Source organism: Algoriphagus sp. TR-M9 (genome assembly GCF_027594545.1).
Lineage (GTDB): Bacteria > Bacteroidota > Bacteroidia > Cytophagales > Cyclobacteriaceae > Algoriphagus > Algoriphagus halophytocola.
Genome location: NZ_CP115160.1, coordinates 2,745,486 through 2,767,947 on the forward strand (window position 1 = coordinate 2,745,486; position 22,462 = coordinate 2,767,947).

Consider the following 22,462-nt stretch of genomic DNA (forward strand, 5'->3'; position numbering starts at 1 on the left):
ATTAAAGCTTCAGCAAAAACGCAAGCGTATCCACGCCATCTGCATAGTCCCAAGGCTCTGGATGCTGTGCAGCACCAAAGGGTACAGCTCCTTTTATATAGTCAGGGTTACCTACCATGCACTGAATTTTACTCGCATTAGCATCAAGGCTTTTATACAGCTGGTCTAAGTCCTGATAGAGCTCATAATTCAGCACAGAAATGGGTGACACCAGGTCTTCGCTTTCTCTCAGGAGCAGAAATCCATTGTCGAGGTGTTTTTCACCATTTACTAAATAAATTGACTTATTGTAATCGTAATTATTATGATACTTATGATGTGCGGCAATACCGGAGTACATTTCGAGGGCATGAAGAAGTAGCTGAAGATTTTCCTCGCTTTTGACATAAAGTTTGGAGACATTTCTACATCCCAAGCCATAAAACTTAAAAATATCTTTGCCCAGGTTCTGAAAATCCTCTACTGTTTCAGCACCGGATAGCACAGCCACAGATGTTCTATTCTGACGGATCACATGAGGATATTTCCCAAAATAGTAATTAAAGTACCTGGATGAATTGTCACTGCCAGTGGCGATGTAAGCATCCTTAGCTTTCAGCATTTCCTCCAAGCTGATCTGGGATTCAAATCGCTGGTCTATTTCGATCAACTTCGCAACTATCCATTTCATCAGTACTTCATCTGATGAGCTCAGTTTCAGGCAAGCTTTGTGGCCAGCCAGTAACACACACATCAAATCATGAAACCCTACTGCCGGAATATTGCCTGCCAGCATCAGTCCCACAGCTTTGGGCTGCTTCACCGCAGCGAGCTCATAGGCAGAAAGCCATTTTTGTAGCTTCTCCGGTGTGAGCATGTACGCAATTCCGGCCAAAGCTGAATCCACGGACTCAGGAGTAAACCAATTGTTCTGGTTTTCCGCACGTCGGGTCAGGGATTCCTTTTCTTCTGGAGGAATATTCTGCAGGGCTTCACCTAATTTTACAAAAGCGGCAATTCGTTCAGTAGGTAGCATATTGTTTCGTTTGAACAGGCAAATTTAGACTTTTTGAGTCGAAGCTGAATTAGAATCAAATTAAATTAGTTAGCATGACAACTTTTTTATTGTCTCTCAGTTTTAAGGTTGTTACTTTTGTGTAATAAATAAAATGATGTTATGGCTATAATGATTACCGACGAATGCATCAACTGCGGTGCATGCGAACCAGAATGCCCAAACACAGCCATCTATGAAGGTGGAGTAGAATGGACCTGGGCTGGAGGTACTAGTTTAGATAAGGTGACCAAGGAAAACGGCGAAGTAGTGGATGGCAACGCAAGCCAAGAGCCACTTTCCGATGAGTTCTATTATATAGTAACCGATAAGTGTACAGAATGCAACGGCTTTCACGAGGAGCCTCAATGTGCGGCTGTATGCCCGGTGGACTGCTGTGTAGATGACCCAGATCACAGAGAAACTGAGGAAGAATTACTAGCCAAAAAGGCCTTTTTGCACAACGAATAAATATGCTGTCGGTTGATTAGCACCCTTATTTTTAGGGCTGGTTCTAAAGGAATTAGAGATAAAATTTAAGCTAAAGATTAAATTTTAGAGAGTTGGATTTGAATTCTCGCATCTAATTGTTTTATCTTAGACCGTATTTAAACCAACCTTACACTAATAACAGAACGACTGTGGACGATCAAAGAGGCTATGATAGAGAAGAAATATTCTCACAAAAAGTAAAAGCTGGTAAGAGAACATATTTCTTTGATGTGAAGGCAACACGAGCAAACGATTACTACCTGACTATTACAGAAAGTAAAAGAAGACCGAATGGTGATAGCTTCACCTACGAAAAGCACAAAATCTTCTTATACAAGGAAGACTTTCACAAATTCGCAGAGGCACTTAATGTAGCTGTAGATCACGTGAAGACGGAGCTGATGCCTGAGGTGGATTTTGAACAGTACGAAAGAGAGGATGAAGAGTCAGAGTACAAGGACGAATTAAAATGGGATTAGGTAGAAAAAGTTTTTCTACTGGTTTCTAATTATAGAAATAGTAAATTGGAGGAGACAGAGATGTCTCCTTTTCTCGTATTAGCTATGCAACGATTTTTTATTTATCTGATCCTAGTTGTACTCGGATTCCTTTTATTCGGGTGGTACTTTTCCAATATCACCATTTATCTGGTGATATCACTGATTCTGGCTGCCTTGCTTCGTCCCCTCACCAACAGGCTGAACGACTTTCACCTGCTGGGACAGCATATTCCCAGATGGGGAGCGATTTTACTCTCATACTCAGCGATTATTCTTTTGCTGGTATCTCTAAGCTTGCTCTTTTTCCCACTTATCAATAATCAAATCCTCATTCTCAGTGAACTGGATCTGAATGGAATTTATGAGCAAATTCAGCTGCCCGTCGCGCGGATGGAGACTTTTCTACTGCGGCACGAACTCATCGAATCCCAGCCTGGCTATCTATTTGAACGCTTAAAAGGCAGCATGATAGAAACCATAGCTGGATTTGACTTCACCAGTTTTATCGGCGGGGTCATCAATACCACCAGTAGCTTATTCATAGGCACTATGGCTATTGCCTTTATCAGTTTCTTCTTATTACTGGAAAATGGCTTACTCAGGAGAAACCTTTTAAATCTAATTCCCAACCCCTATTTCGAACTATCAGTGGCTACTTTCACCAAGGTAGAAAAACTGCTCTCCAATTATCTTTCTGGCCTACTGCTCCAAATGCTCGCTATTTTTTCCATAGCCAGCTTTGGACTTAGCATTTTTGGGGTGGAATATGCCCTTACCATAGCTCTTTTCGCGGCAGTGGCCAACCTAATCCCCTATGCAGGACCTTTATTGGGTGCCACTTTTGGAATAATTGTCGGGGTATCCTCAGGAAACTTCGAAACCAATACTGATTTCAACTACCTGATAATCAAAATACTTTCAGTTTTTGGGATAGTACAGATTATAGACAACATTCTACTACAGCCTATGATTTTTTCTAAATCTGTAAAAGCGCATCCTCTTGAAATATTTGTTGTTATCTTTGCCGGGGCAAAAATCGCCGGCGTGGTCGGGATGATTTTTGCCATTCCGGTTTATACCATTTTCAGGGTATTCATTTTAGAATTCTACAAAGGGTATAAATCATACAGAATATTTACCATAAAAACTTCGAATTAATGGCTTTACAATGTGGCATAGTAGGACTTCCAAACGTAGGGAAATCCACTCTGTTTAACGCCCTTTCCAGTGCAAAAGCTGAAGCAGCTAATTTCCCTTTTTGTACGATTGAACCAAACGTAGGCGTGGTCACTGTACCGGACAGAAGACTTCAAATCCTGGAAGAGTTGGTTTCCCCTCAGCGCGTAATGCCAACGGTGATCGAATTTGTAGATATTGCCGGCCTAGTAAAAGGTGCCAGTAAAGGCGAAGGACTAGGAAATAAATTCTTGGCAAACATTCGTGAGGTAGATGCAGTTATTCACGTAATCAGATGCTTTGACGATGACAATGTAGTCCATGTGGCTGGAGGTGTGGATCCGGTTTTTGACAAAGAAGTGATAGATACCGAGCTTCAACTGAAGGATTTAGAGTCTATAGATAAAAAGATCCAGAAGTGTGAAAAGATCGCCAAATCAGGGGATGCTATAGCCAAAAAAGAGCTTGAAACGTTAATGCTCTTTAAAAAAGCACTGAAAGATGGAAATAATGCCCGATCTGTGGACGTTGAAAAAGAAGATCTGGAAGCTGTGAAAGACCTTCATCTGCTCACGATCAAGCCTGTTCTTTATGTAGCAAATGTGGACGAAGGCAGTTTACAAAATGGAAACAAGTATGTGGATACCCTTCGGGAAAATGTCAAGCAGGAGCATGCAGAAGTTATCACACTGTGTGCAGCCATAGAGTCGCAAATCGCTGAGTTTGAAGATCCTGAAGAAAAAGAAATGTTCCTCGGGGAGTATGGATTGGAGGAAAGCGGGTTAAACAAATTGATCAGTGGTGCGTACGCTCTCTTAGACCTGATTACTTATTTCACTGCCGGAGTGCAGGAAGTTAGAGCTTGGACGATCAAGAAAGGATGGAAAGCACCGCAAGCAGCTGGAGTGATCCATACGGATTTTGAAAAAGGATTTATCAAAGCTGAAGTGATAAAGCTTGCTGATTATCAGCAGTTCAAAACTGAAGCTGGATGCAGAGAAAATGGAAAAATCGCTATTGAAGGCAAGGATTACGTTGTCAAAGATGGAGATATTATGCATTTTAGGTTTAATGTTTAACATTTTCTCAAAAAAAATGGTAATTTTGAAAGTGCTTATTCACCCAAACGAATTGCCATTTTAGCTTATTAATTGTCTCATTTTATTTTTAATTCACCGTGAGAGTTAGACTAATATTTTCCCTAAAAAACAAAGGGTCCTATTTACCGTTTCACCACCAGTATATTCTGGCACAATTCCTCAAAGGAGTAATTGTAAAGGGAGGACGAGAAGAGTTTTATAACTACAATTACTTCAATTTCTCTGGCCTCAAAGGTCAGACGAAAGTAAGTAGAAGTGGATTGCATTATTACTCCAGCTTGGTCACCCTAGTATTATCTTCCCAAAGTGAGGATTTTATGGATTACCTGCTTGAGCAGGTGTTTGCCACTCCGAAAATCGAACTTGGCAACCTGATCCTGGTTCCGGAATACACAGAAATTGAAAACGAGCCTACACTGGAAACTTCCAATAAGTTCGTGTGTATTTCACCACTAGTGCTGATCACTCCTGCCTTCAATGAAGAAGCAGGCAAAAGATTCATCAGTCCTGATAGTGATGAGTTTTCAGATTTGCTTTATGAGTCCACCCTGACTAGAATGGAACGTTCGGGTTGGTACACTCCAGAGCAAATGGAGACTTTCTACAAGTTTCAGGTGGTGCCGGATATGGCCTATGTCAACAAACTGAAGGAAGCCCAGAAGAAATTTGCGAGAATTTATGCCGTCTACGATATGGACGTGAAATATGAAGTTCGTGGATACACCCTTCCAATCACGCTTTATGCAGCTCCTGAAGTTCAGGATTTCGTATTCAAATGTGGCCTTGGAGCATTCACCCATAAGGGATTCGGCATGCTAGATCTAGCAAACCATCCTAGTGGACCTAGAACTTCTACCTACAAATTCAAACGTGAAGGTTTCGTTCCTTACAAGCCCAGCGAAAGAGTGAGGGAAAATGTAGCCCCTACTTCTGACTCCGAAGAAGAAACAACTTCTGAAGATTAATAATTACATGCCTTCTGAATGATCAGAAGGCATTTTTTTACGCCATTTCTATAGGCTATTCTGCCTGGAAAACGGCCTCAGCAATATAGGACTCGCTGGATTTTAATATAAGGTATCTTTGGTCTTCGGTCTCCCTTCCTAATAAAAAGAGGAAATTAGGATAATGCCAGGGTTCAGTATTTCCGTATTTCTAAAGCCTCCTGCGGTTGGGATGTAAATACACATAACCTACCAACTGGTCATACCTAGATCCAAGATCACGGAAATAAACCAACACTTCGTATTCATTCTCCGTTTCGAAGTAGCTTCCTTCTAACTCATGAGTTGCTACTTCATCTCCAGATTTAAATCCATATTGATAATCGTACCAGCCTTGCTTCAGCAATAGTGAAGTGCGGTACAGGTTCATTTCTTCATCCCATTCCATTTGGGACTCCTTCATATTTCCCCATTGAGTCAGTGCTCCTAACAGCACTACCGGATCCTCCCGCCTTGGTATAGATAATCTAAAGGTCATTAAAATATACTCACTTTCAATCTCAGGATTTCCTCCGGGCCTGTCCTTGGTCTCTATGATATACTGCCCATTCAGATCCAAGTATTGGGAATAGGCCACTCCAGGCCTAGGTCTATCGATCAACCCATCGGCAAAGATTACGTCCGGCTCCACGCGAATATTGTCCACGTTGACGCCAGTCGCCCTCATAAACCTTAAATCTGTAAAACGGAATTCGTTTCCTGCCACAAAAGTATTGGCTCCATCAAAGGATTCATATCTGAGAATCTTAGAACTTTCATTGATAAATGTGGGCCTATCGAGGACCTTGACATTGTCCCAACGCTGATTCTGCCGCATCACCACAGTAATTTGAGCTTCTGGGTTGGTTACCTGGCCGGCGGAGTAGTTTACTACCGCATTGATTTGCTGAGCTTCATTTCGGTCAGTCGTCTGGGAAGGAGGCACTATAGCCGCTCCTACCTTGAAGGTCTCTTCGTAAACCATAAACCTCCTGGTCAAAATCACATCCTCCTCATCGCGCTGCCTATAAACTTTCACGATATAGTTTCCGGATTTAGTGACTTTTGGAAGTTCAAACTGGTAATGAATGTAAGGAATACGGGTATTGACAGAATATTCATAATCCTGAATATTAAAAAGGTTAAAATCCGTCAAAAAATCGTTGTCTTTCAACTGGGACTTCTCCCAATTGGCATCACAATGAATCAGCTTGGCAGTGTACATCTCTGGATCAAAAGCGATGTCATCAAACATTAAAAGTAAGGGCTTGCCCGTAAATAAAGGAACCACCGGTGCATCTATCGAGGCATCGAAAGTCACTCCCCGGGGAAAAAGCCGGACCGACTGGATATGATCTTTGTACACCTCATCTCTAATCTGCTGCGCAAAAGCAGAAAACGAGGAGAATAACAATGCAAATGTGAGATAAAAAAGGAATTTGGTCTTCATTCTGAAAAATAGGCAAAATGAAGACCAAATTACAAGTTACTTAGGCGAGCGTTTCCTGTAGAGAGGAAATTTTCTCTACCAACTCTTCCCATTCTTGATTGGCATCAGCCAGTTTATCGATTAGCTTTTGATACTCGGTTTGAGTTTTTTGAGCCTTTTCATCGTCATCATAAAGTCCAGGGTCGGCCATTTTTTGTTCAAAAACAGCTTTCTGCTCCTCCAGTTTCTCTATATCCTTCTCAATGCGCTGCAGCTCATCTTCTGATTTTCGGAGCTCTTTTTTCGCTTGCTGGGTTTCCGGGTTGTTGACACGAGGTTTTTGCGATTCCTTTTTCTCAGGCTTTACTTTCACTTCCGGGACAGCTTCCTCTACTTGTCTGGCTCTCCACTCCTCATATTCAGCATAGGTTCCTGGATATTCCTTGATTTCATGATCTTCAATATACCAGATCTTATTTGCTACTCCTTTGATGAAATGCCTGTCGTGGGACACCGTCACAAAAGTCCCCTCATATTGCTGTAGGGCTTGAATCAGAATATTAACAGATTGAAAATCAAGGTGATTGGTAGGTTCATCCAAAAGCAAAAAATTCGCTTCAGAAATCAGTGTTTTCGCCAAAGCGACCCGAGATTTTTCTCCACCGGAAAGGACTTTGATCTTTTTGAACACCTCTTCATTGGAAAACAAAAAGCAACCCAGCACCCCTCTAAGCTCCATCTCAGTTTTGTTGCTGCCTGCCTGGGTCATTTCCTGAAGAATTTCGTTATCCAAAGTCAAGGCCTCAAGCTGATGCTGCGCAAAGAAAGACTTGATCACATTATAGCCTTCAGTTCTTCCTTTGATACCTGGCTCTGAGCCATCAATGATTCTCAGCAGCGTTGATTTCCCCTTTCCGTTGGCACCGATCAGGGCAATCTTATCTCCTCTTTCAATTCTGGCTGAGGTGTTTTTTAGAATCACGTTATCCCCATAAGCCTTTGAGATATGGTCCAAAACCACCACATCCCTACCCGATTGCTTGGAAAACTTAAACTTAAAATTCACAGAAACTTCGTCATTGACTACTTCGTGTACCCGCTCCATCCGGTCCAGCGCCTTGATCCTTGACTGAACTTGATTGGACTTGGTAGCTTTGGCACGGAATCGTTCGATGAATTTTTCTGTCTGCTTGATCATCTGCTGCTGATTCTCATAGGCATTTTGCTGGATTTCCATCCGCTCTTTTTTCTCATCTTTATAGAATGAATAATTCCCTGAATAAAGCGTGAGCGTATGGTTTGCCACCTCTACGGTGCTGCTGATGCAATTGTCCAAAAAAGTCTGGTCGTGAGAAACTACGATGACGGCACCTTCATAATTCTTCATGTAATTTTCCACCCATTGGATGGATGGCAAGTCCAGGTGGTTGGTAGGTTCATCCAGCATGAGCAATGAAGGTTTTTCCAGCAAAAGCTTGGCGAGCATCACCCGCATTCTCCAGCCACCGGAAAAAGTGCGCAGCGGTTTGGTAAGATCAGCAGATTTAAAGCCTATTCCTTCCAAAACTTCCTCTGCTTTTGCTTTTATGGTATAGCCTTCATTGGCTTCAAAACGGTCTTGAAGATGAGCGAGGCGATTGATTATCTCCTCAGAGTAATCCGTCTCCATCTTTTTCAACACCTCATCGATTTCTTCCTGTAGTGCCAATGTCTCCTTAAAAGCTGCCAAAGCTACATCCAGAATACTTTCGTCAGACTGATAAGAAAGTAAGTCTTGATTGAGAAAGCCAATGGTACAGTCTTTTGCTTTTTGAACCTCACCTGAGCTGGGCTGATAATCCCCGTTGATGATTTTAAGCAGAGTGGACTTCCCGGTTCCATTTTGACCTACCAGCCCTATTTTGTCTTTTGGCTTGATATGTAAATTGGCGTTTTCGTAAAGTGGACGCCCTCCGATGAAATAAGAAAGATTACTAATCGATAACATGGCGCAAAAATAACCATTAACCCGTTCATACACCTTTGAATCCCAAACAATCTGAATCTTTCTTATATTTCTATAAATAAGAATAAACTACTATGAAACCTATAGCTAAAATATCAATAGCACTCAGTCTGGGCATCACCTTACTTTCCTTTGGGTGCGAACAAGAACAAAAAACTGAGGCTCAGACTTTTAAAACCCCAAATAGTTCCAACAAGAGATCTATCAAGGATGCCAAAGCTGAGGTACAACTGGATAAGATCCAACTCCCTGAAAATTTCAATATTGAAGTTTGGGCGGCAGATATTCCCAATGCCCGTGAGATGGCACTGACCGAAGAGGGAGTGCTCTTTGTAGGGAGCAGGCAGGAAGGCAATGTTTATGCTGTCATTGATGAAGATGGGGATGGAAAAGCCGATACCAAGTTTGTATTGGCCGAGGGGCTACGCATGCCAAACGGAGTAGCTTTTAAAGACGGAGACTTATATGTGGCCGAAGTAAGCCGAATCCTTCGGTTCAATGATATTTTAAACAATCTAGGCAATCCCAAATATGAGGTAGTTTATGATGATTACCCTACAGAATCGCATCATGGCTGGAAATTCATCGCTTTTGGCCCCGATGACTTGCTTTACATTCCTGTGGGAGCACCTTGTAATATCTGTAAATCTGAAGATGAAATATTCGCTTCCATCACACGCTTAGATGTTACAGATCCCAATGCTAGCCCTGAAATAGTGGCTCATGGAGTCCGAAATAGTGTGGGATTTGACTGGGATCCGAATTCCGGAGATTTGTGGTTTACTGATAATGGCAGAGATATGATGGGTGACGATATTCCCAACTGTGAACTGAACCATGTCAGTGAAGCCGGCCAGCATTTTGGCTACCCTTACTGGCACGAAGGGACAGTAAAAGACCCTGAATTTGGTGACCAAGGAGGTCCCGCGAGTGACTATATCGCGCCTGCGGCAAAAATGGGCCCGCATGTGGCACCTCTAGGAATTAATTTCTACGAGGGAGAAATGTTTCCGGCTGATTATCAAAATCGTGCTTTCATTGCAAAACATGGCTCTTGGAACAGATCCAAAAAATCTGGATATGTGGTCACTTCCATAGAAATAAACGGAGGCAATGCCTCAAATGAAAAAGATTTTATAAGCGGATGGCTTGACGAAGCTTCCCAGGAAGCCTGGGGAAGACCTGTGGATTTTGAACTAATGAAGGATGGCAGTATGCTGATATCCGATGATATGGCAGGCGTGATTTACAGAGTATCTTACGCTGCATCTAATTAATCTCAAAACAGGCTGTCTCAAAAGAATAGTTTGGCACCTAGAGCAAAGTCAAAAAGTACCCTAAATTACAGGAAATAGCCTTCGACTCCGCTCAGAAAGACACCAAGAAAACTTTTGGGACAGCCCCTTTTCTTACTCCAGCCATTCAGGCTTTGTGGTCACCACCTCTGCTTGAAGCTGATTGAGTAAATTATACAAGCCAAAATAGGTTCTATTCACATACAAGCCATGCCTGGATCCCCGGGCCTGATTGGATTTTTTGAACAACTTGTCATTGGAAACCCGATCTCCGAGTTTAAAAATCTGTTCAAAGAAACCATCGTCTGAGAAATCAAATTTTTCAACATGAAATGGCTTACCTAACAAGGAGATCATTTCCTTGAAAACAGACTTAAAATACTCCTGCTCCTCTGGAGAATCCTTTTCTGAAATGAATTCAAGATCGAAAAACACCTGATCTAGCTCACTCCCCCTGACCAGCAAATCCTTCTTGATTAAGGCAAAATAACCTGCATAGAAATCCTCAGGAATCACCTTCACACATCCGAAATCTATAATTCCAAGCTGATTATTTTCCTGGATAATAAAATTCCCTGGATGTGGATCCGCATGAACTTGTTTTAGATTATGAACTTGATGATGATAAAAATCCCAAAGTGCCTGGCCAATTTGATTTCTAGCTAGTTGATCAGGATTAGTCACTAGCCATTCTTTGATGTGCTTGCCTTCCAGCCAGTCCATGGTAATGATTCGTTCTGCACTGAGCTCATCGTAATAAGTAGGGAAGTTTAAATTTGCAATGTGACTGCACTCTCCGGAGATCTCCCTAGAACGCTGCACTTCCAGCACGTAGTCGGTTTCTTCCAAAAGCTTGCTTTCCACTTCCTCCATATAATGATCCAGTTCACGCTCATTCATATTCAGTAATCGCAAGGCGAATGGCCTTACAAGTTTCAAATCAGAACTCACCGAATTAGCAATTCCTGGGTACTGGATTTTGACTGCCAGGGTTTTACCATCCAAAGTGGCCTGATGCACCTGCCCTATAGATGCAGCATTTACGGCCGATTTGGTAAAGCTATCGTAAAGCTGCTCAGGCGATTTCCCAAAATATTTTTGAAAGGTTTTGACCACTAGTGGGTAAGACAAGGGCGGAGCAGAGTATTGCGCCAAGGTAAACTTGTCCTGATAGGCTCTGGGCAGTAGATTTTTGTCCATGGACATCATCTGCGCTACTTTTAGGGCAGAGCCCTTCAGCTGGCTCAAGGAGCTATAAATATCAGTGGCATTGCTCTGATGAAGTTCTTCCCGGTCCAGTGAAGGATTGACCATTTTTTTGGCATAATGCTTCACGTAATTCCCTCCCACCTTTGCTCCAGTGGAGATAAATTTGGCAGCTCGCTGTACTTTCGAAACAGGGATTTGCTGCTGCTCATTCATAAGATCTGACATGGTCTATTTGGACTGGTAAAGGAATTTTGCAAAATCAAGAAATGAATCCAAAGCACTTTTACCCATCAGATCAAAGCCTAGATTGACTGATTTTTCGATAGCAGCGTCTGTCTTCTCAAAGCCCGCAGAGCGATCTTCCAGCCAGAATCTGAATACAAAGCCGACTTGCAGCCACAGAGCCTCGTCATAACGATCTGAAATCACAGGCCTACTCGCAATCTCTTCAGTTTCTTTGCCCTGCAAAATGATCTCATTGACAAACTCTTTAAACTTCTCCTTAAATTCAGCTGACTCCCGTGGAAGGCTCACCAAAGCTTTGGCTTTATTTCCGTATAAGCTCAACAAGTAGGACCTGTTCATTTTCAAAACTTCAATCCACGTAAAGAGAAAACTCAGGAATTTTTCTCTGGCAGTGTATTCCTCAAAAACTCCCTGAGTCTGGATCTGGCGTAAGGTTTCTTCAAAAATATCTACCAATATCGTAGACTTGATGGCTTCAAAGGACGTGAAGTAGACATAAAAATCACCCTCTTTCATCTTGAGTTCTTTGGCAAATTTAAAAATGGATGTAGGCATGGTGCCGTGTTCTAGCACATGATTTTTAAAGCCTTCTAGAATTATCTTTCTATAATCTTTCTTTATAGTCTTTTTTGCTGCTGTAGCTTCCATAGTTTATGCTTTAATTTAACTAGGTAACAAGCGATTAGCGCATCAGGTTTAGAAAAACAAAAAAAAACCGATGAATTTCACCGGTTTCTGTTCATTTGCTCGCAGCTAAGTTAATCCGCTACTTTTTCGATCACCAAGTTGTGATTGGTATAGATGCAAATATCAGCTGCGATATTCAGGCTTTCTCTCACCATTTCTTCAGCACTCATTTGTGGTGCAAACTGCTTCATTGCTCTGGCAGCTGACTGGGCATACATACTTCCAGAACCAATGGTGGCTATTTCCATATCTGGCTCTATGACATCACCCGTGCCGGATATGATCAAAATATCATCCTTATCTGCGACGATCATCATTGCCTCAAGCTTTGAAAGCATGCGGTCTGTCCTCCATTCCTTAGCCAATTCCACCGCAGCCCGCTTCATATTGTTGCCAAAAGCACCGAGCTTTTCTTCAAATTTTTCTAGCAGGGTAAAAGCATCTGCAGTAGATCCTGCAAAACCAGTTACAATTTTCCCACCCTGCAAAACTCTTAATTTCTTAACACTACTTTTAGCTACTGTATTCCCCAGCGTCGCCTGTCCATCTGCCCCGATTACGACTTGGCCATTGTGACGGATCGCTACGACGGTGGTTGATCTTATTTTAGTCATGAGTAATTATTTTATTAGGATTTAGTAGTCCGTGAAAAAACGAAAATGCGATTCACTTAATTACACTCCCATTTACCAATAAACGTACAAAAAGCAAAAAGTCCTGAATTCAGGACTTTTTGGCAGTTATTTTACTTCGGCTCAGACTAGAAGTCTGACCGGATCTTCAAGCATGGATTTCAAAGTAAGTAGGAATGCCGAACCTACAGCCCCATCTACTACTCTGTGGTCACAGGAAAGGGTGACTTTCATGATGTTCCCTACCTTCATTTCTCCATCTTTCACGATGACGGTTTCTTTAATGCCGCCTACCGCAAGGATACAGGCATCAGGCGGATTGATAATCGCCGTAAACTCATCTATACCAAACATCCCAAGGTTAGAAATTGTGAAGGTATTTCCCTCCCAATCCTTAGGCTGAAGTTCCTTGTTTTTGGCTTTTCCACCCAGAGTCTTCGCTTGGTTAGAGATCTGTGCCAAAGAAAGGTTGTCAGCAAATCGGATCACTGGAACCAAAAGTCCTTCTTCTACAGCTACTGCCATACCGATATGGATATGGTCGTTGTATCTGATTTTATCTCCTAGCCAGCTGGAATTTACTTTTGGATGCTGGCGCAAAGCCGCTGCCGCTGCCTTGATCACAAAATCGTTAAAGGATATTTTTACAGGAGCTATTTCATTCATGGATTTACGCGCTTCTATCGCTTTGTCCATGTTGATTTCCATCGTAAGGTAGAAGTGTGGTGCCCCAAATTTGCTCTCGGCAAGTCTCTTGGCAATCACCTTTCTCATTTGAGAAACATTCTCCTCACGGAAACTCTCCACTCCTACCGCTGGAGCCGCAGTGCCTGCTGCGGCTTGTGGTGCAGCTGCCGGTACAAAGTTCTCCACATCTCTCTTAATCACTCTTCCGCCTTCTCCAGTACCATTCACCTGAGCGATATTGATTCCCTTATCTTCAGCCATTTTCTTAGCCAAAGGAGATGCTTTTAATCTATCACCGTCAGCGGTGGAGGATGAAGTGCTTTTAGCTGCAGGAGCAGAAGAAGCTTTGGGTGCTTCCTCTTTCTTAGGTTCTGAAGCCGGCTCTGGCTTGGATTCCTCCGCACCAGCAGCAGATTCTGCTTTTTGAGCTTTCAGCAAAGTTTCAAAGTCAGCACCTTTTTCTCCGATCACGGCTATGACACCATCTACCGGTACACTGTCTCCAGATTTCACTCCTATGTAAAGCAAAGTACCATCTTCGTAAGACTCCAGTTCCATGGTAGCTTTGTCCGTTTCTACCTCAGCGATGATTTCACCGGACTTTACTTCATCCCCTTCTTTTTTCAGCCAGGAAGCAATAGTTCCTTCCTGCATAGTATCAGACATTTTAGGCATAGTGATCACCGTAGCGTTGATACTGGAAGTGTCTATTTTTTCAGCAGGAGCTTTGTCTTTTGCAGGCTCCTCCTTTTTTTCTTCAGCTTTGGGAGCTTCTTCTTTTTGATCGGACGCAGGAGCATCTGCACCATCAAGCAGGTGCTGGTAATCCTCTCCTTTTTCACCGATCACAGCTATGACGCCGTTTACGGGTACTGCATCTTTTTCTTGAACTCCAATGTATAAAAGCACACCCTCGTCGTAGGATTCAAGCTCCATTGTTGCTTTGTCGGTTTCCACTTCGGCCAGGATATCACCTGGCTTTACAGCATCTCCAACTTTTTTCAACCATGCAGCGATCACACCTTCTTCCATGGTGTCGCTCATTTTAGGCATTCTTATTATTTCGGCCATGAGTTATTGCGCGCTAATTCGTTTTTAAAGTGTCCAAAAATAGTTTTTATAATGACTTTATTCAAATTTAAAACTAGTAATTTCCCCAAGCATTTCAGCCATTCACCCTTTATTCTTTGGCATGCCTTTAATCGAAAACTGTAACTACACCAGACCCAAGTGGCTGTTTAACGGACACTTAGAAACTATTTACCCATCGCTTTTCCGCAAAGTATCGGCCCCTGTACCTCAAAAGCAAAGAATCTCAACGCTAGATGGAGATTTCTTAGATATAGATTGGTACCGACAAAAAGCCGGCAAATTAGTCATCATCAGTCACGGATTGGAAGGGAACAGCACACGGTCTTATATGCTTGGGATGGTAAATACATTTCTTAAACATGGGTATGATGTACTGACCTGGAACTTTAGAAGCTGTAGCGGGGAAATGAACAAGCAGGTCATTTTCTACCATTCCGGTGCGACTTATGATTTGGATATAATCGTAAGCCAAGTGCTGGAGCAATATGAAGAAATCAATCTGGTAGGATTCAGCCTCGGAGGAAACCTCACCTTGAAGTACCTGGGAGAAAAAGGAGCCAAAATCCCCAAAATCCGGAAAGGGGTGGCAATTTCAGTTCCCTTACACCTGAGCAGCTCCTCCCAAAAAATCTCTGAACTGGAAAACACCCTCTATTCCAAACGCTTTCTAAGAACCCTCAAAAAGAAAGTTTTAGAAAAATCCCATGCCCATCCCGGGCAAATCCCGGTAGAAATGCTGAAAAACATCAAAACTTTAGCTGAGTTTGATGATTATTTCACCGGCCCGCTCCATGGCTTTTCAGACGCAGAAGAATATTATGAAGTGAACTCTTCGCTGTATTTCCTGGATCAAATAAAAGTCCCCACATTGGTTCTAAATGCACAAAACGATCCTTTTTTGAGCAAGAGGTGTTTTCCCCAAGACCTCCCCAAATCCCTAAATCAGGTGTATTTTGAATACCCTAAGCATGGAGGGCATGTGGGGTTTTCCCCTGCAAATCCACAAAAATTGTATTATTCTGAGCAGCGGGCAGTTGAATTTATAAGTCAGGATTTCTAACTTCCTGCCCCTTACAACAATAAATATATGTGCGGACGATACTCCCTTAGCAAAAGTAAAGAAGAACTGGAAGAGCGGTTTCAAGCCGAAATGCTGGCCGATTTCAATCCAAGGTACAATATAGCTCCCACACAACTGGTGCCCGTGATCACCTCCCAAAGTCCCAAAGGCTTTTCCAATTTCTACTGGGGAATCACTCCAGATTTTGGAAAAAACAGGCCTGTCTCCCAAAAACTAATCAACGCCAAGGCAGAAACCATTAATCAAAAAATTTCCTTCAAGACTGCATTTAGACAGAGAAGGTGCATCATCCCTGCCGATGGCTTTTATGAATGGAAAAGACTGGGCAAGAAAACTTCCGTTCCATACAGGTTTACGCATAGGGATGACGAGCTTTTTTCCTTCGCAGGAATCTGGGATGAGTATGAATCTGTAAATGGAGAAACACAACATACTTTTTTGATCTTAACCACTACACCAAACGAGACCGTTTCCGGAGTTCATGACAGAATGCCTGTAATCTTTGACCGGAAAGCTGAAAAACTGTGGCTGGATCCGTACCAAGAAGAAGAGGAGTTATTAGGTATTTTGAAGCCATATCCTGCCGATTCCATGCTGAACTTTACAGTGTCTCCCTTGGTAAATTCTGTCCAAAATGACAGTCCGGCGGTCATGCGAAAAACCTCTCCCATGGATCAGCATGGGAATTACACGCTTTTTGGATAAGAAGCTCGCTCCACTCATGGAAATCACAATTAGGTAAAACCCTTCGAGGGTTTAAGATAGGGTGGAGGTCATTTAGTCAAAAGACACCTTTGCCTGTAGAAAAAGATTAACCCTCGTAGGGTTAATCCACTTTGGATTGATAAAAGGGATTTCCCTGACTACCCCAACTCCTCTTTTTGGTTGAGTGAATTGATCTAGCGATATTGCTGTCCCTTTTACAATAAACCACTGTGTCATGAAAAAGTCCCGGATTCTAGGAGTTGGGCATTACGTACCCGAGCGAAGTGTCAGCAATTTTGAGCTTTCAGAAATGATGAACACCAACAATGATTGGATCGTCGAAAGAACCGGAATAGAAACCAGACACTGGTTTACGCCTGGAGTAGATACAGTTACCAGCATGGCGAAGAATGCTACTGAAATGGCAATGGATCGTGCAGGAGTGACGCCCAAAGAAATAGACTTCATTATTTTCGCCACTATTACCCCTGATTATTTTATTCCCGGAAACGGCGTGCTGTTGCAGCGGGAACTCGGCTTTGGAACCATAGGAGCCCTGGATATCAGAAACGCTTGTTCTGGATTCATCTACGCACTATCTATTGCAGATCAGTTTATCAAAACTGGCATGTATAAAAAAATTCTAGTGGTAGGTGCAGAAATCCAATCTTCAGCTTTGGACAAAAGTGACGAAGGTCGTTCAAGTTCAGTGATTTTTGCAGATGGAGCCGGCACGGCGATACTTGGTGCAGTGGAGACTGACCAGCCAGGAATTCTTTCCACTCACCTGCATTCTGAGGGGGAATACGCGGAGGAACTTTACTGCAAAGACCCGGGAAGTAGCCGTGAAGTCAGAATCTCACCAGAATTGATAGACTCGGGAAGCTTTTTCCTGAAAATGAATGGAAACGCTGTGTTTAAGCATGCGGTAGTCAGATTTATGGAGGTAATAAAAGAGGCCTTGGAAGCCAACAAACTTGATCAATCGGCTATAGATTTATTGGTGCCCCATCAGGCAAATCTTAGGATTAGCCAGTACATACAGAAGCAGCTGGGTTTGCCATCGGAAAAAGTCTTTAATAATATCATGAGCAAAGGCAACACCACAGCAGCCACCATCCCTATCGCTCTGAGTGAAGCTTGGGAGCAGGGCAAAATCAAAGAAGGGGACCTGATCTGCCTAGCTGCCTTCGGTTCAGGGTTTACTTGGGCATCTGCCTTACTTCGCTGGTAATCGTACCCTTATCCATGGATTTAGACCTTTGGCTAGACAGGGAACTACTAGAAAGACAAAATCGACTCCGTCAGGAATTCTGGGAAATTCTCGGTGAAGTAGGAAATGCCATAGCTCCAACCAAACTTTTAACCATTCACCCCAACTCCCAAGGCATCAAACTGACCAGAGGCAATGAGCTGAATGGATTTCCTTATCAGGTCCTGGACCTGGTCAGAGACTTTGATGAGCAAAGTGGTCTGAACATCCGATTACTCAACTGGTTTGGGAATGGCTTTTTCCTTTTTGTTCTGATAGGAAAAAATCATCCAAAGGCACCTGGGGAGATTTTGCAAAAGCACGGATGGGCCATAAGCACAGTCCCGGATCGGTGGAAGTATGCTGCCATAGTAGATCCTTCAGGTCAGCTTAAAGCACCAAATGACCTACAGCTTAAAGAACTTACTTATATTCAATGGGTTAAACCTTTACCATTGGCAGGAAGCCGTGAAGCAGTCCGCCTTCAAATCGAAACTGAAGTGAATAATTTAATTGACCTAATGTTACAAAAAATGGGATAAAGCAGGAATTAAGTTATTTTTAAACAGGAAACTTAAGTTTCCGTACACTAGTCAGGAAATCCGCCGTTTTAAAGTTTTGCCCCAAACTACCCAACCGAGCGGAAATCGAAAAGAAAAATCCATGTATGAAATCGAGCATAATGCAGGTAACACCCATAAATATTTTTAGAGCAAATGCGAGATTCCATATGACCAAAACGAGAAAAAACAATCTTATGAAATATATTCTTCTAGCTTTTTTGCTTTACTGCAACACCCTGATCGCCCAGGACAACGCTATAGTAAGGCAGTACAACAGTGACTCCACCCTAATGGCCACCGGTGTGCTTACCCAGTATAAGCGACAAGGACTTTGGAAGTATTACAACGCCAAAACCAATACCTTACTCACCGAAGGAACCTTCAAAGATGGGGTTAGGGATGGCACGTGGACCAGTTTTTACCCAGATGGAAAGCGAAATGTGGTTGCAGACTACCGAGACGGTAAGCTTTTTGGTCCCTCACAAGTGTACGATGCGGATGGAGCGCTGAAAAGGCAGATTGTATTTCAAGACTCAGTAATAGTAGGCAAATACACTGAATACTATGGGAGCACTGGAGTTCCGGACTATGTGGACCCTAAGCAGGTTTATCGTGAAGGGCAATACGAGAATAATATGAAAACCGGACAATGGGTAGAATACCATGAGTTTGGGGAGTTGGCGGTACGGGAATACTATGAAAAAGGGCTGAGAAACGGCCCTTACTTAGAATACAGTCCTGAAGGAGATTTGATCACTGAAGCCGTCTATAAGGACGGGAAACTGGAAGGGGCATTTAAGCGATATGCCTATTCCAATGCTGTGGTAGAAGAAGGGAATTATAAAAATGGAGAAAAAATAGGTGAATGGAAGCGGTATTTCCCAGGTACCCGAACTGTAGCTGCTGAGGAGAGCTACGATGAAGATGGCAAGCGCATAGGCACATGGAAATATTATTATGAGAATAAACGAACCGCCAGAATTGAGAAATATGAGAACGGAATTGCTGTAGGAACCTGGCAGGAGTTCTTTCCAAATAAAAGCCTGGCAAAGCGTAAAATCTACGAACTAGGCGTCCCTGTGGGTGACTATGTGGAGTACCATGATACAGGCCAGGTTTCGGTAAAAGGCCAATATCAAAATGGAATGAAGACAGGCGTATGGAAAAGTTACCTTCCAGATGGCGAGCTGTATTCCGTAGGAGAGTATAGAAATGACATGAAAACCGGTCTTTGGAAGTATTTCAATAAAATCGGGATTCTCATCGCCGAAGGTGAATACTCCCTGGGTTTAGAAAAAGGTCAGTGGGTATATTATTATGATGGTGGGCAGCTCAAGTCAGTAGGCAGTTACAAGCTAGGAATGGAAGATGGTCTCTGGGGGCTTTTCTATGACAACAAACAACTCACCCAAGAAGAAACCTGGGACAATGGCCGATTGATGAACATCTCTGAATTCAATACCTACAACGGCAAAGACACCCTGGACAAGGGCACCTTGAAAGATGGAAATGGATCTAGGATCACCTATTACGTGACAGGCAAAAAAGAATCGGAAGGCAGTTATAAATCCGGCCGGGCTGAAGGAACCTGGATTTTCTACCATGAAAATGGCAGAAAGGCTTCTGAAGGACAAATGAAGGAAGGTAAAAAAGAAGGCCCTTGGAGATATTATAATCCTGCGGGGAGACTTGAAGACCTGATTAACTATAAAGCGGATGAAATCGTAGAAGATTACCCACAAACATTTACTGACTTCAATTAGTTAGCCACACAACATCAAAACCTTAAAGAACATGTTTGGCTTATTTAAAAAGAAATCAGAGTTAGAAAGACTACAGAAAGTTTACGCAGAGAAAATGTCGGAAGTGCACAAACTTTCCACCATAGACCGCAGAAAATCTGATGTAGCAGCGGCGGAAGCAGATGCAATAGCTCAAAAAATCGCTATACTCCAGAATTCACAAAAATCCAATTAAATGCATTTCGAATACATTTATTTGATTTTCAGTAAAATATACTTACATTCAATGACTATTTGATATAACCGTAGGACTTTTTTGACTAAACGTTTATTTAAGGGTGATTGAGCTACGGAAATGACTACTATTTTTAGAGCCTGGGATTATTCCCAGGCTTTTTTTTGAAACGACCACTGTTTTCTCTCTCGTACTTGCAGAAAATGTTACAGGCTTGACCTGCTTCAGGCAAGTCCCCCGTAAGTTACATGCCGGGAGTTGCTTCTACTTTCAGCGCTGGATCAATTTCAGTGCTTCAATGTTTCTTACTTTCTGGAGTAATCATCTGAAACTCTCACAATATCCTCCTCATTAGATGGGTTTTCAGGATCTACATGCATCCAGATCTCAGCTACTATTCCCCAGTTTTCACGACCTACGAGGCGATGTCGCTCGCCTTGCTTGAGGGAAATCGTCTGCCCTTTCATCATGGAAACTTGTTCTTGCTCCTCATCAGTTTCACTTCTCACTAGCCCCGCCTCACCTTCTATAAGCTTCCAAAGCTCAGCTCTCCTGAAATGGTATTGCCATGAAAGCCTAGCTGATGGTGCTACTATCAGAAACTTAGGACTAAGCTTCTGTTGCAATTGCTGTTCAGACAGAGACACTTCATCAAAAAAACTTTCCCGAAAAGATCTGATCTGGCTTTCATCCAAAACAAAAAAACCACCCCAAGGCCTAGTTTTATCTACCTGGGAGATTCTAAAGCCCTTGTCTTTCAGATACTCCTCCACCTTCAAAAATACCTCGTCCTTACTTAGGCCAGCATTGATATCAATCACAGTCATAAATTATGCTTTTTTATATTCCCCAAAAATACAGAAATAGACAGAAAAATAAATTATTAAAAATCTATTCACATTTTCAATCTTTTCTCGAAATCATACTGCCAATAGTAAAAATTTCTTGCTATTTTGGCTAACCGTAAAATGTTAGCTTATTTTTTTAAATAAGTAAGCTAAAAAAAACAGAACAACAATAAACATTCAAGCTCAACCCAACCTATGCACCTAATCAATCCTCAAGCTGTAATCGACAAAATGGAAGGGGTAGTAGAAATCAAAAGCTACCTCAATAAAATAAAAATCATCAAGAACCTCTACCTAAAAGGTGCAAATACAGCCAGCGAAATCTGTGCTGAAGTAGGAATATCCCTTCCTACAGTCAATTCTTTGCTTGGAGACTTGATGTCCAGTGGCGAAGTAATCAAACATGGAAGAGCAGAATCCCAAGGTGGCAGAAAGCCAGACCTTTATCGTCTCGCCGAAGACGCATTTTATGTACTTTCGGTAGATCTCTCCAAGTTTAAAATGAACCTCGCGCTCTATTCCTGCACGCACGAATTGGTTTCTGAAAAAGAGAGCCATCAGGTCACTCTTGATAACGAACAGGAAACCTTTGACCAAGTCTGTGCACACATCGATACATTTTTACAAAATTGCGGCAAACCTGCAGACAAAATCATCGCGATTGGCTTTTCCATGCCCGGCTTGGTAGATTCTGTTGGTGGAGTTAACTACACCTATTTCAAAGTTGGCAATAAAACCCTGCTGGAGACTCTGGAAGAAAGATTTCAGAAAAAAGTATTTCTGGAGAATGATGCAAGAGCCATGACTTTGGCAGAATTTAAGTTTGCTACCGACCATCATCATAAAAATGTATTAGGCTTATTTATAGGCTGGGGCATTGGTCTGGGTATAATCATAGATGGTAAAATTTACCAAGGAGCCTCAGGATTTGCCGGAGAGTTCAGTCACTCGCCGATTTTTGAGTCTAGAGATGTTTCCTGTATCTGCGGCAAAAAAGGTTGCCTGGAAGCTGTAGCTTCTGGTACAGCCATCGTGAAAATGGCCGAGGAGGCGATCAAGCTGGACAAAGACAGCATTTTAGCACGATTGGCACGAAATAAAGAAGGAAGCATCATGCCCGATCTCGTGGTGGAAGCGGCCCTTTCGGGAGATCAAAGAGCCATCACTATACTGTCTGAGGCAGGTTTGGATCTAGGGCGGGGAATTTCTATTTTAATTCAAATACTGAATCCGGAATTAATCATCATTGGGGGATCAGTGGCAGAAGCAAATCAATACTTGATCACCCCTATACAGCAAGCATTAAATATTTATAGTATGGCTAAGTCCCGCGAGAACTCCAAACTCGCCCTTTACCAACTAGGTGAGGATGTAGGACTTCTAGGGGGAGTAGCTGTAGTCAATGAGAAGCTATTTGAAGAACTGATCAACCCGGTCAGTTAAATTATCCCAAAGTACAAATACCTTATG

General features: G+C 42.5%; 21 protein-coding genes. 13 read left to right on the forward strand and 8 right to left on the reverse strand.

All coding sequences use genetic code 11. The features are described 5' to 3' along the window. Position 1 precedes the first annotated feature (1 nt). Positions 2–1,015 carry an acyl-CoA reductase gene (locus PBT90_RS11600; protein WP_264810741.1) on the reverse strand — a complete coding sequence of 338 codons (1,014 nt, stop codon included), beginning with the start codon at positions 1,013–1,015 and terminating at the stop codon, positions 2–4. A gap of 141 nt (positions 1,016–1,156) precedes the next feature. On the opposite strand from PBT90_RS11600, the gene PBT90_RS11605 reads away from it, so the two are divergent. The 5 genes from PBT90_RS11605 (at position 1,157) to cas6 (ending at position 5,266) form a co-directional block, all read left to right on the forward strand. Continuing rightward, on the forward strand, positions 1,157–1,504 hold the full coding sequence (locus tag PBT90_RS11605; RefSeq protein WP_264810742.1) for a 4Fe-4S dicluster domain-containing protein: 348 nt from the start codon (positions 1,157–1,159) through the stop codon (positions 1,502–1,504). A 170-nt stretch (positions 1,505–1,674) separates the two neighbouring features. Then, entirely contained in the window at positions 1,675–2,004 is a 330-nt protein-coding gene (locus PBT90_RS11610; RefSeq protein ID WP_264810743.1) for a PUR family DNA/RNA-binding protein, read from the forward strand. Between the two features lie 84 nt (positions 2,005–2,088). Next, positions 2,089–3,183, forward strand: coding sequence for an AI-2E family transporter (locus PBT90_RS11615; RefSeq protein WP_264810744.1), 1,095 nt, complete (start codon positions 2,089–2,091; stop codon positions 3,181–3,183). Beyond that, entirely contained in the window at positions 3,183–4,280 is a 1,098-nt protein-coding gene (gene ychF / locus PBT90_RS11620) for a redox-regulated ATPase YchF (protein ID WP_264810745.1), read from the forward strand. The genes PBT90_RS11615 and ychF overlap by 1 nt, the downstream gene beginning before the upstream one ends. A 98-nt stretch (positions 4,281–4,378) precedes the next feature. After that, on the forward strand, positions 4,379–5,266 hold the full coding sequence (cas6, locus tag PBT90_RS11625) for a CRISPR-associated endoribonuclease Cas6 (RefSeq protein WP_264810746.1): 888 nt from the start codon (positions 4,379–4,381) through the stop codon (positions 5,264–5,266). A 190-nt stretch (positions 5,267–5,456) separates the two neighbouring features. Here cas6 and PBT90_RS11630 read toward each other — a convergent pair whose 3' ends face one another. Then, positions 5,457–6,734 (reverse strand): type IX secretion system plug protein, encoded by a 1,278-nt coding sequence (locus tag PBT90_RS11630; RefSeq protein ID WP_264810747.1) that lies wholly within the window; start codon positions 6,732–6,734, stop codon positions 5,457–5,459. Positions 6,735–6,774: 40 nt separating this feature from the next. Beyond that, entirely contained in the window at positions 6,775–8,700 is a 1,926-nt protein-coding gene (locus tag PBT90_RS11635; protein ID WP_264810748.1) for an ABC-F family ATP-binding cassette domain-containing protein, read from the reverse strand. 92 nt (positions 8,701–8,792) lie between these two features. On the opposite strand from PBT90_RS11635, the gene PBT90_RS11640 reads away from it, so the two are divergent. Continuing rightward, positions 8,793–9,995, forward strand: coding sequence for a PQQ-dependent sugar dehydrogenase (locus tag PBT90_RS11640; RefSeq protein ID WP_264810749.1), 1,203 nt, complete (start codon positions 8,793–8,795; stop codon positions 9,993–9,995). 132 nt (positions 9,996–10,127) lie between these two features. Here the strand turns inward: PBT90_RS11640 and PBT90_RS11645 are convergent, their stop codons facing one another. The 4 genes from PBT90_RS11645 to PBT90_RS11660 form a co-directional block, all read right to left on the reverse strand. Then, a complete protein-coding gene (locus PBT90_RS11645; RefSeq protein WP_264810750.1) occupies positions 10,128–11,447 on the reverse strand; it encodes an ABC1 kinase family protein in 1,320 nt (439 codons plus the stop codon). A 3-nt stretch (positions 11,448–11,450) separates the two neighbouring features. Continuing rightward, positions 11,451–12,116, reverse strand: a complete 666-nt coding sequence (locus PBT90_RS11650) for a TetR/AcrR family transcriptional regulator (protein WP_264810751.1) — start codon at positions 12,114–12,116, stop codon at positions 11,451–11,453. Positions 12,117–12,226: 110 nt separating this feature from the next. Beyond that, a complete protein-coding gene (gene hslV / locus PBT90_RS11655) occupies positions 12,227–12,769 on the reverse strand; it encodes an ATP-dependent protease subunit HslV (protein WP_264810752.1) in 543 nt (180 codons plus the stop codon). Between the two features lie 141 nt (positions 12,770–12,910). Further along, positions 12,911–14,545, reverse strand: coding sequence for a pyruvate dehydrogenase complex dihydrolipoamide acetyltransferase (locus PBT90_RS11660; protein WP_264810753.1), 1,635 nt, complete (start codon positions 14,543–14,545; stop codon positions 12,911–12,913). A gap of 121 nt (positions 14,546–14,666) precedes the next feature. On the opposite strand from PBT90_RS11660, the gene PBT90_RS11665 reads away from it, so the two are divergent. The 6 genes from PBT90_RS11665 (at position 14,667) to PBT90_RS11690 (ending at position 20,144) form a co-directional block, all read left to right on the forward strand. Then, the gene (locus PBT90_RS11665; protein WP_264810754.1) at positions 14,667–15,626 is read left to right on the forward strand and encodes a YheT family hydrolase; all 960 of its coding nucleotides are present in this window, start codon (positions 14,667–14,669) and stop codon (positions 15,624–15,626) included. Between the two features lie 27 nt (positions 15,627–15,653). Continuing rightward, positions 15,654–16,352: an SOS response-associated peptidase gene (locus PBT90_RS11670; RefSeq protein WP_264810755.1), complete on the forward strand. Its 699-nt coding sequence runs from the start codon at positions 15,654–15,656 to the stop codon at positions 16,350–16,352. Positions 16,353–16,587: 235 nt separating this feature from the next. After that, on the forward strand, positions 16,588–17,586 hold the full coding sequence (locus PBT90_RS11675) for a 3-oxoacyl-ACP synthase III family protein (protein WP_264810756.1): 999 nt from the start codon (positions 16,588–16,590) through the stop codon (positions 17,584–17,586). 14 nt (positions 17,587–17,600) lie between these two features. After that, complete coding sequence (locus tag PBT90_RS11680) at positions 17,601–18,146, forward strand: hypothetical protein (RefSeq protein WP_264810757.1); 546 nt, start codon at positions 17,601–17,603, stop codon at positions 18,144–18,146. Positions 18,147–18,361: 215 nt separating this feature from the next. Next, entirely contained in the window at positions 18,362–19,930 is a 1,569-nt protein-coding gene (locus PBT90_RS11685; RefSeq protein ID WP_264810758.1) for a toxin-antitoxin system YwqK family antitoxin, read from the forward strand. A 31-nt stretch (positions 19,931–19,961) separates the two neighbouring features. Continuing rightward, a complete protein-coding gene (locus tag PBT90_RS11690; protein ID WP_264810759.1) occupies positions 19,962–20,144 on the forward strand; it encodes a Lacal_2735 family protein in 183 nt (60 codons plus the stop codon). A 305-nt stretch (positions 20,145–20,449) separates the two neighbouring features. On the opposite strand, the gene PBT90_RS11695 is transcribed toward PBT90_RS11690, so the two are convergent. After that, entirely contained in the window at positions 20,450–20,971 is a 522-nt protein-coding gene (locus tag PBT90_RS11695) for a cupin domain-containing protein (RefSeq protein WP_264810760.1), read from the reverse strand. A gap of 216 nt (positions 20,972–21,187) precedes the next feature. Between PBT90_RS11695 and PBT90_RS11700 the strand changes: the two genes are divergently transcribed. After that, positions 21,188–22,435, forward strand: coding sequence for an ROK family transcriptional regulator (locus PBT90_RS11700; RefSeq protein WP_264810761.1), 1,248 nt, complete (start codon positions 21,188–21,190; stop codon positions 22,433–22,435). The last annotated feature ends 27 nt before the right edge of the window (positions 22,436–22,462 follow it).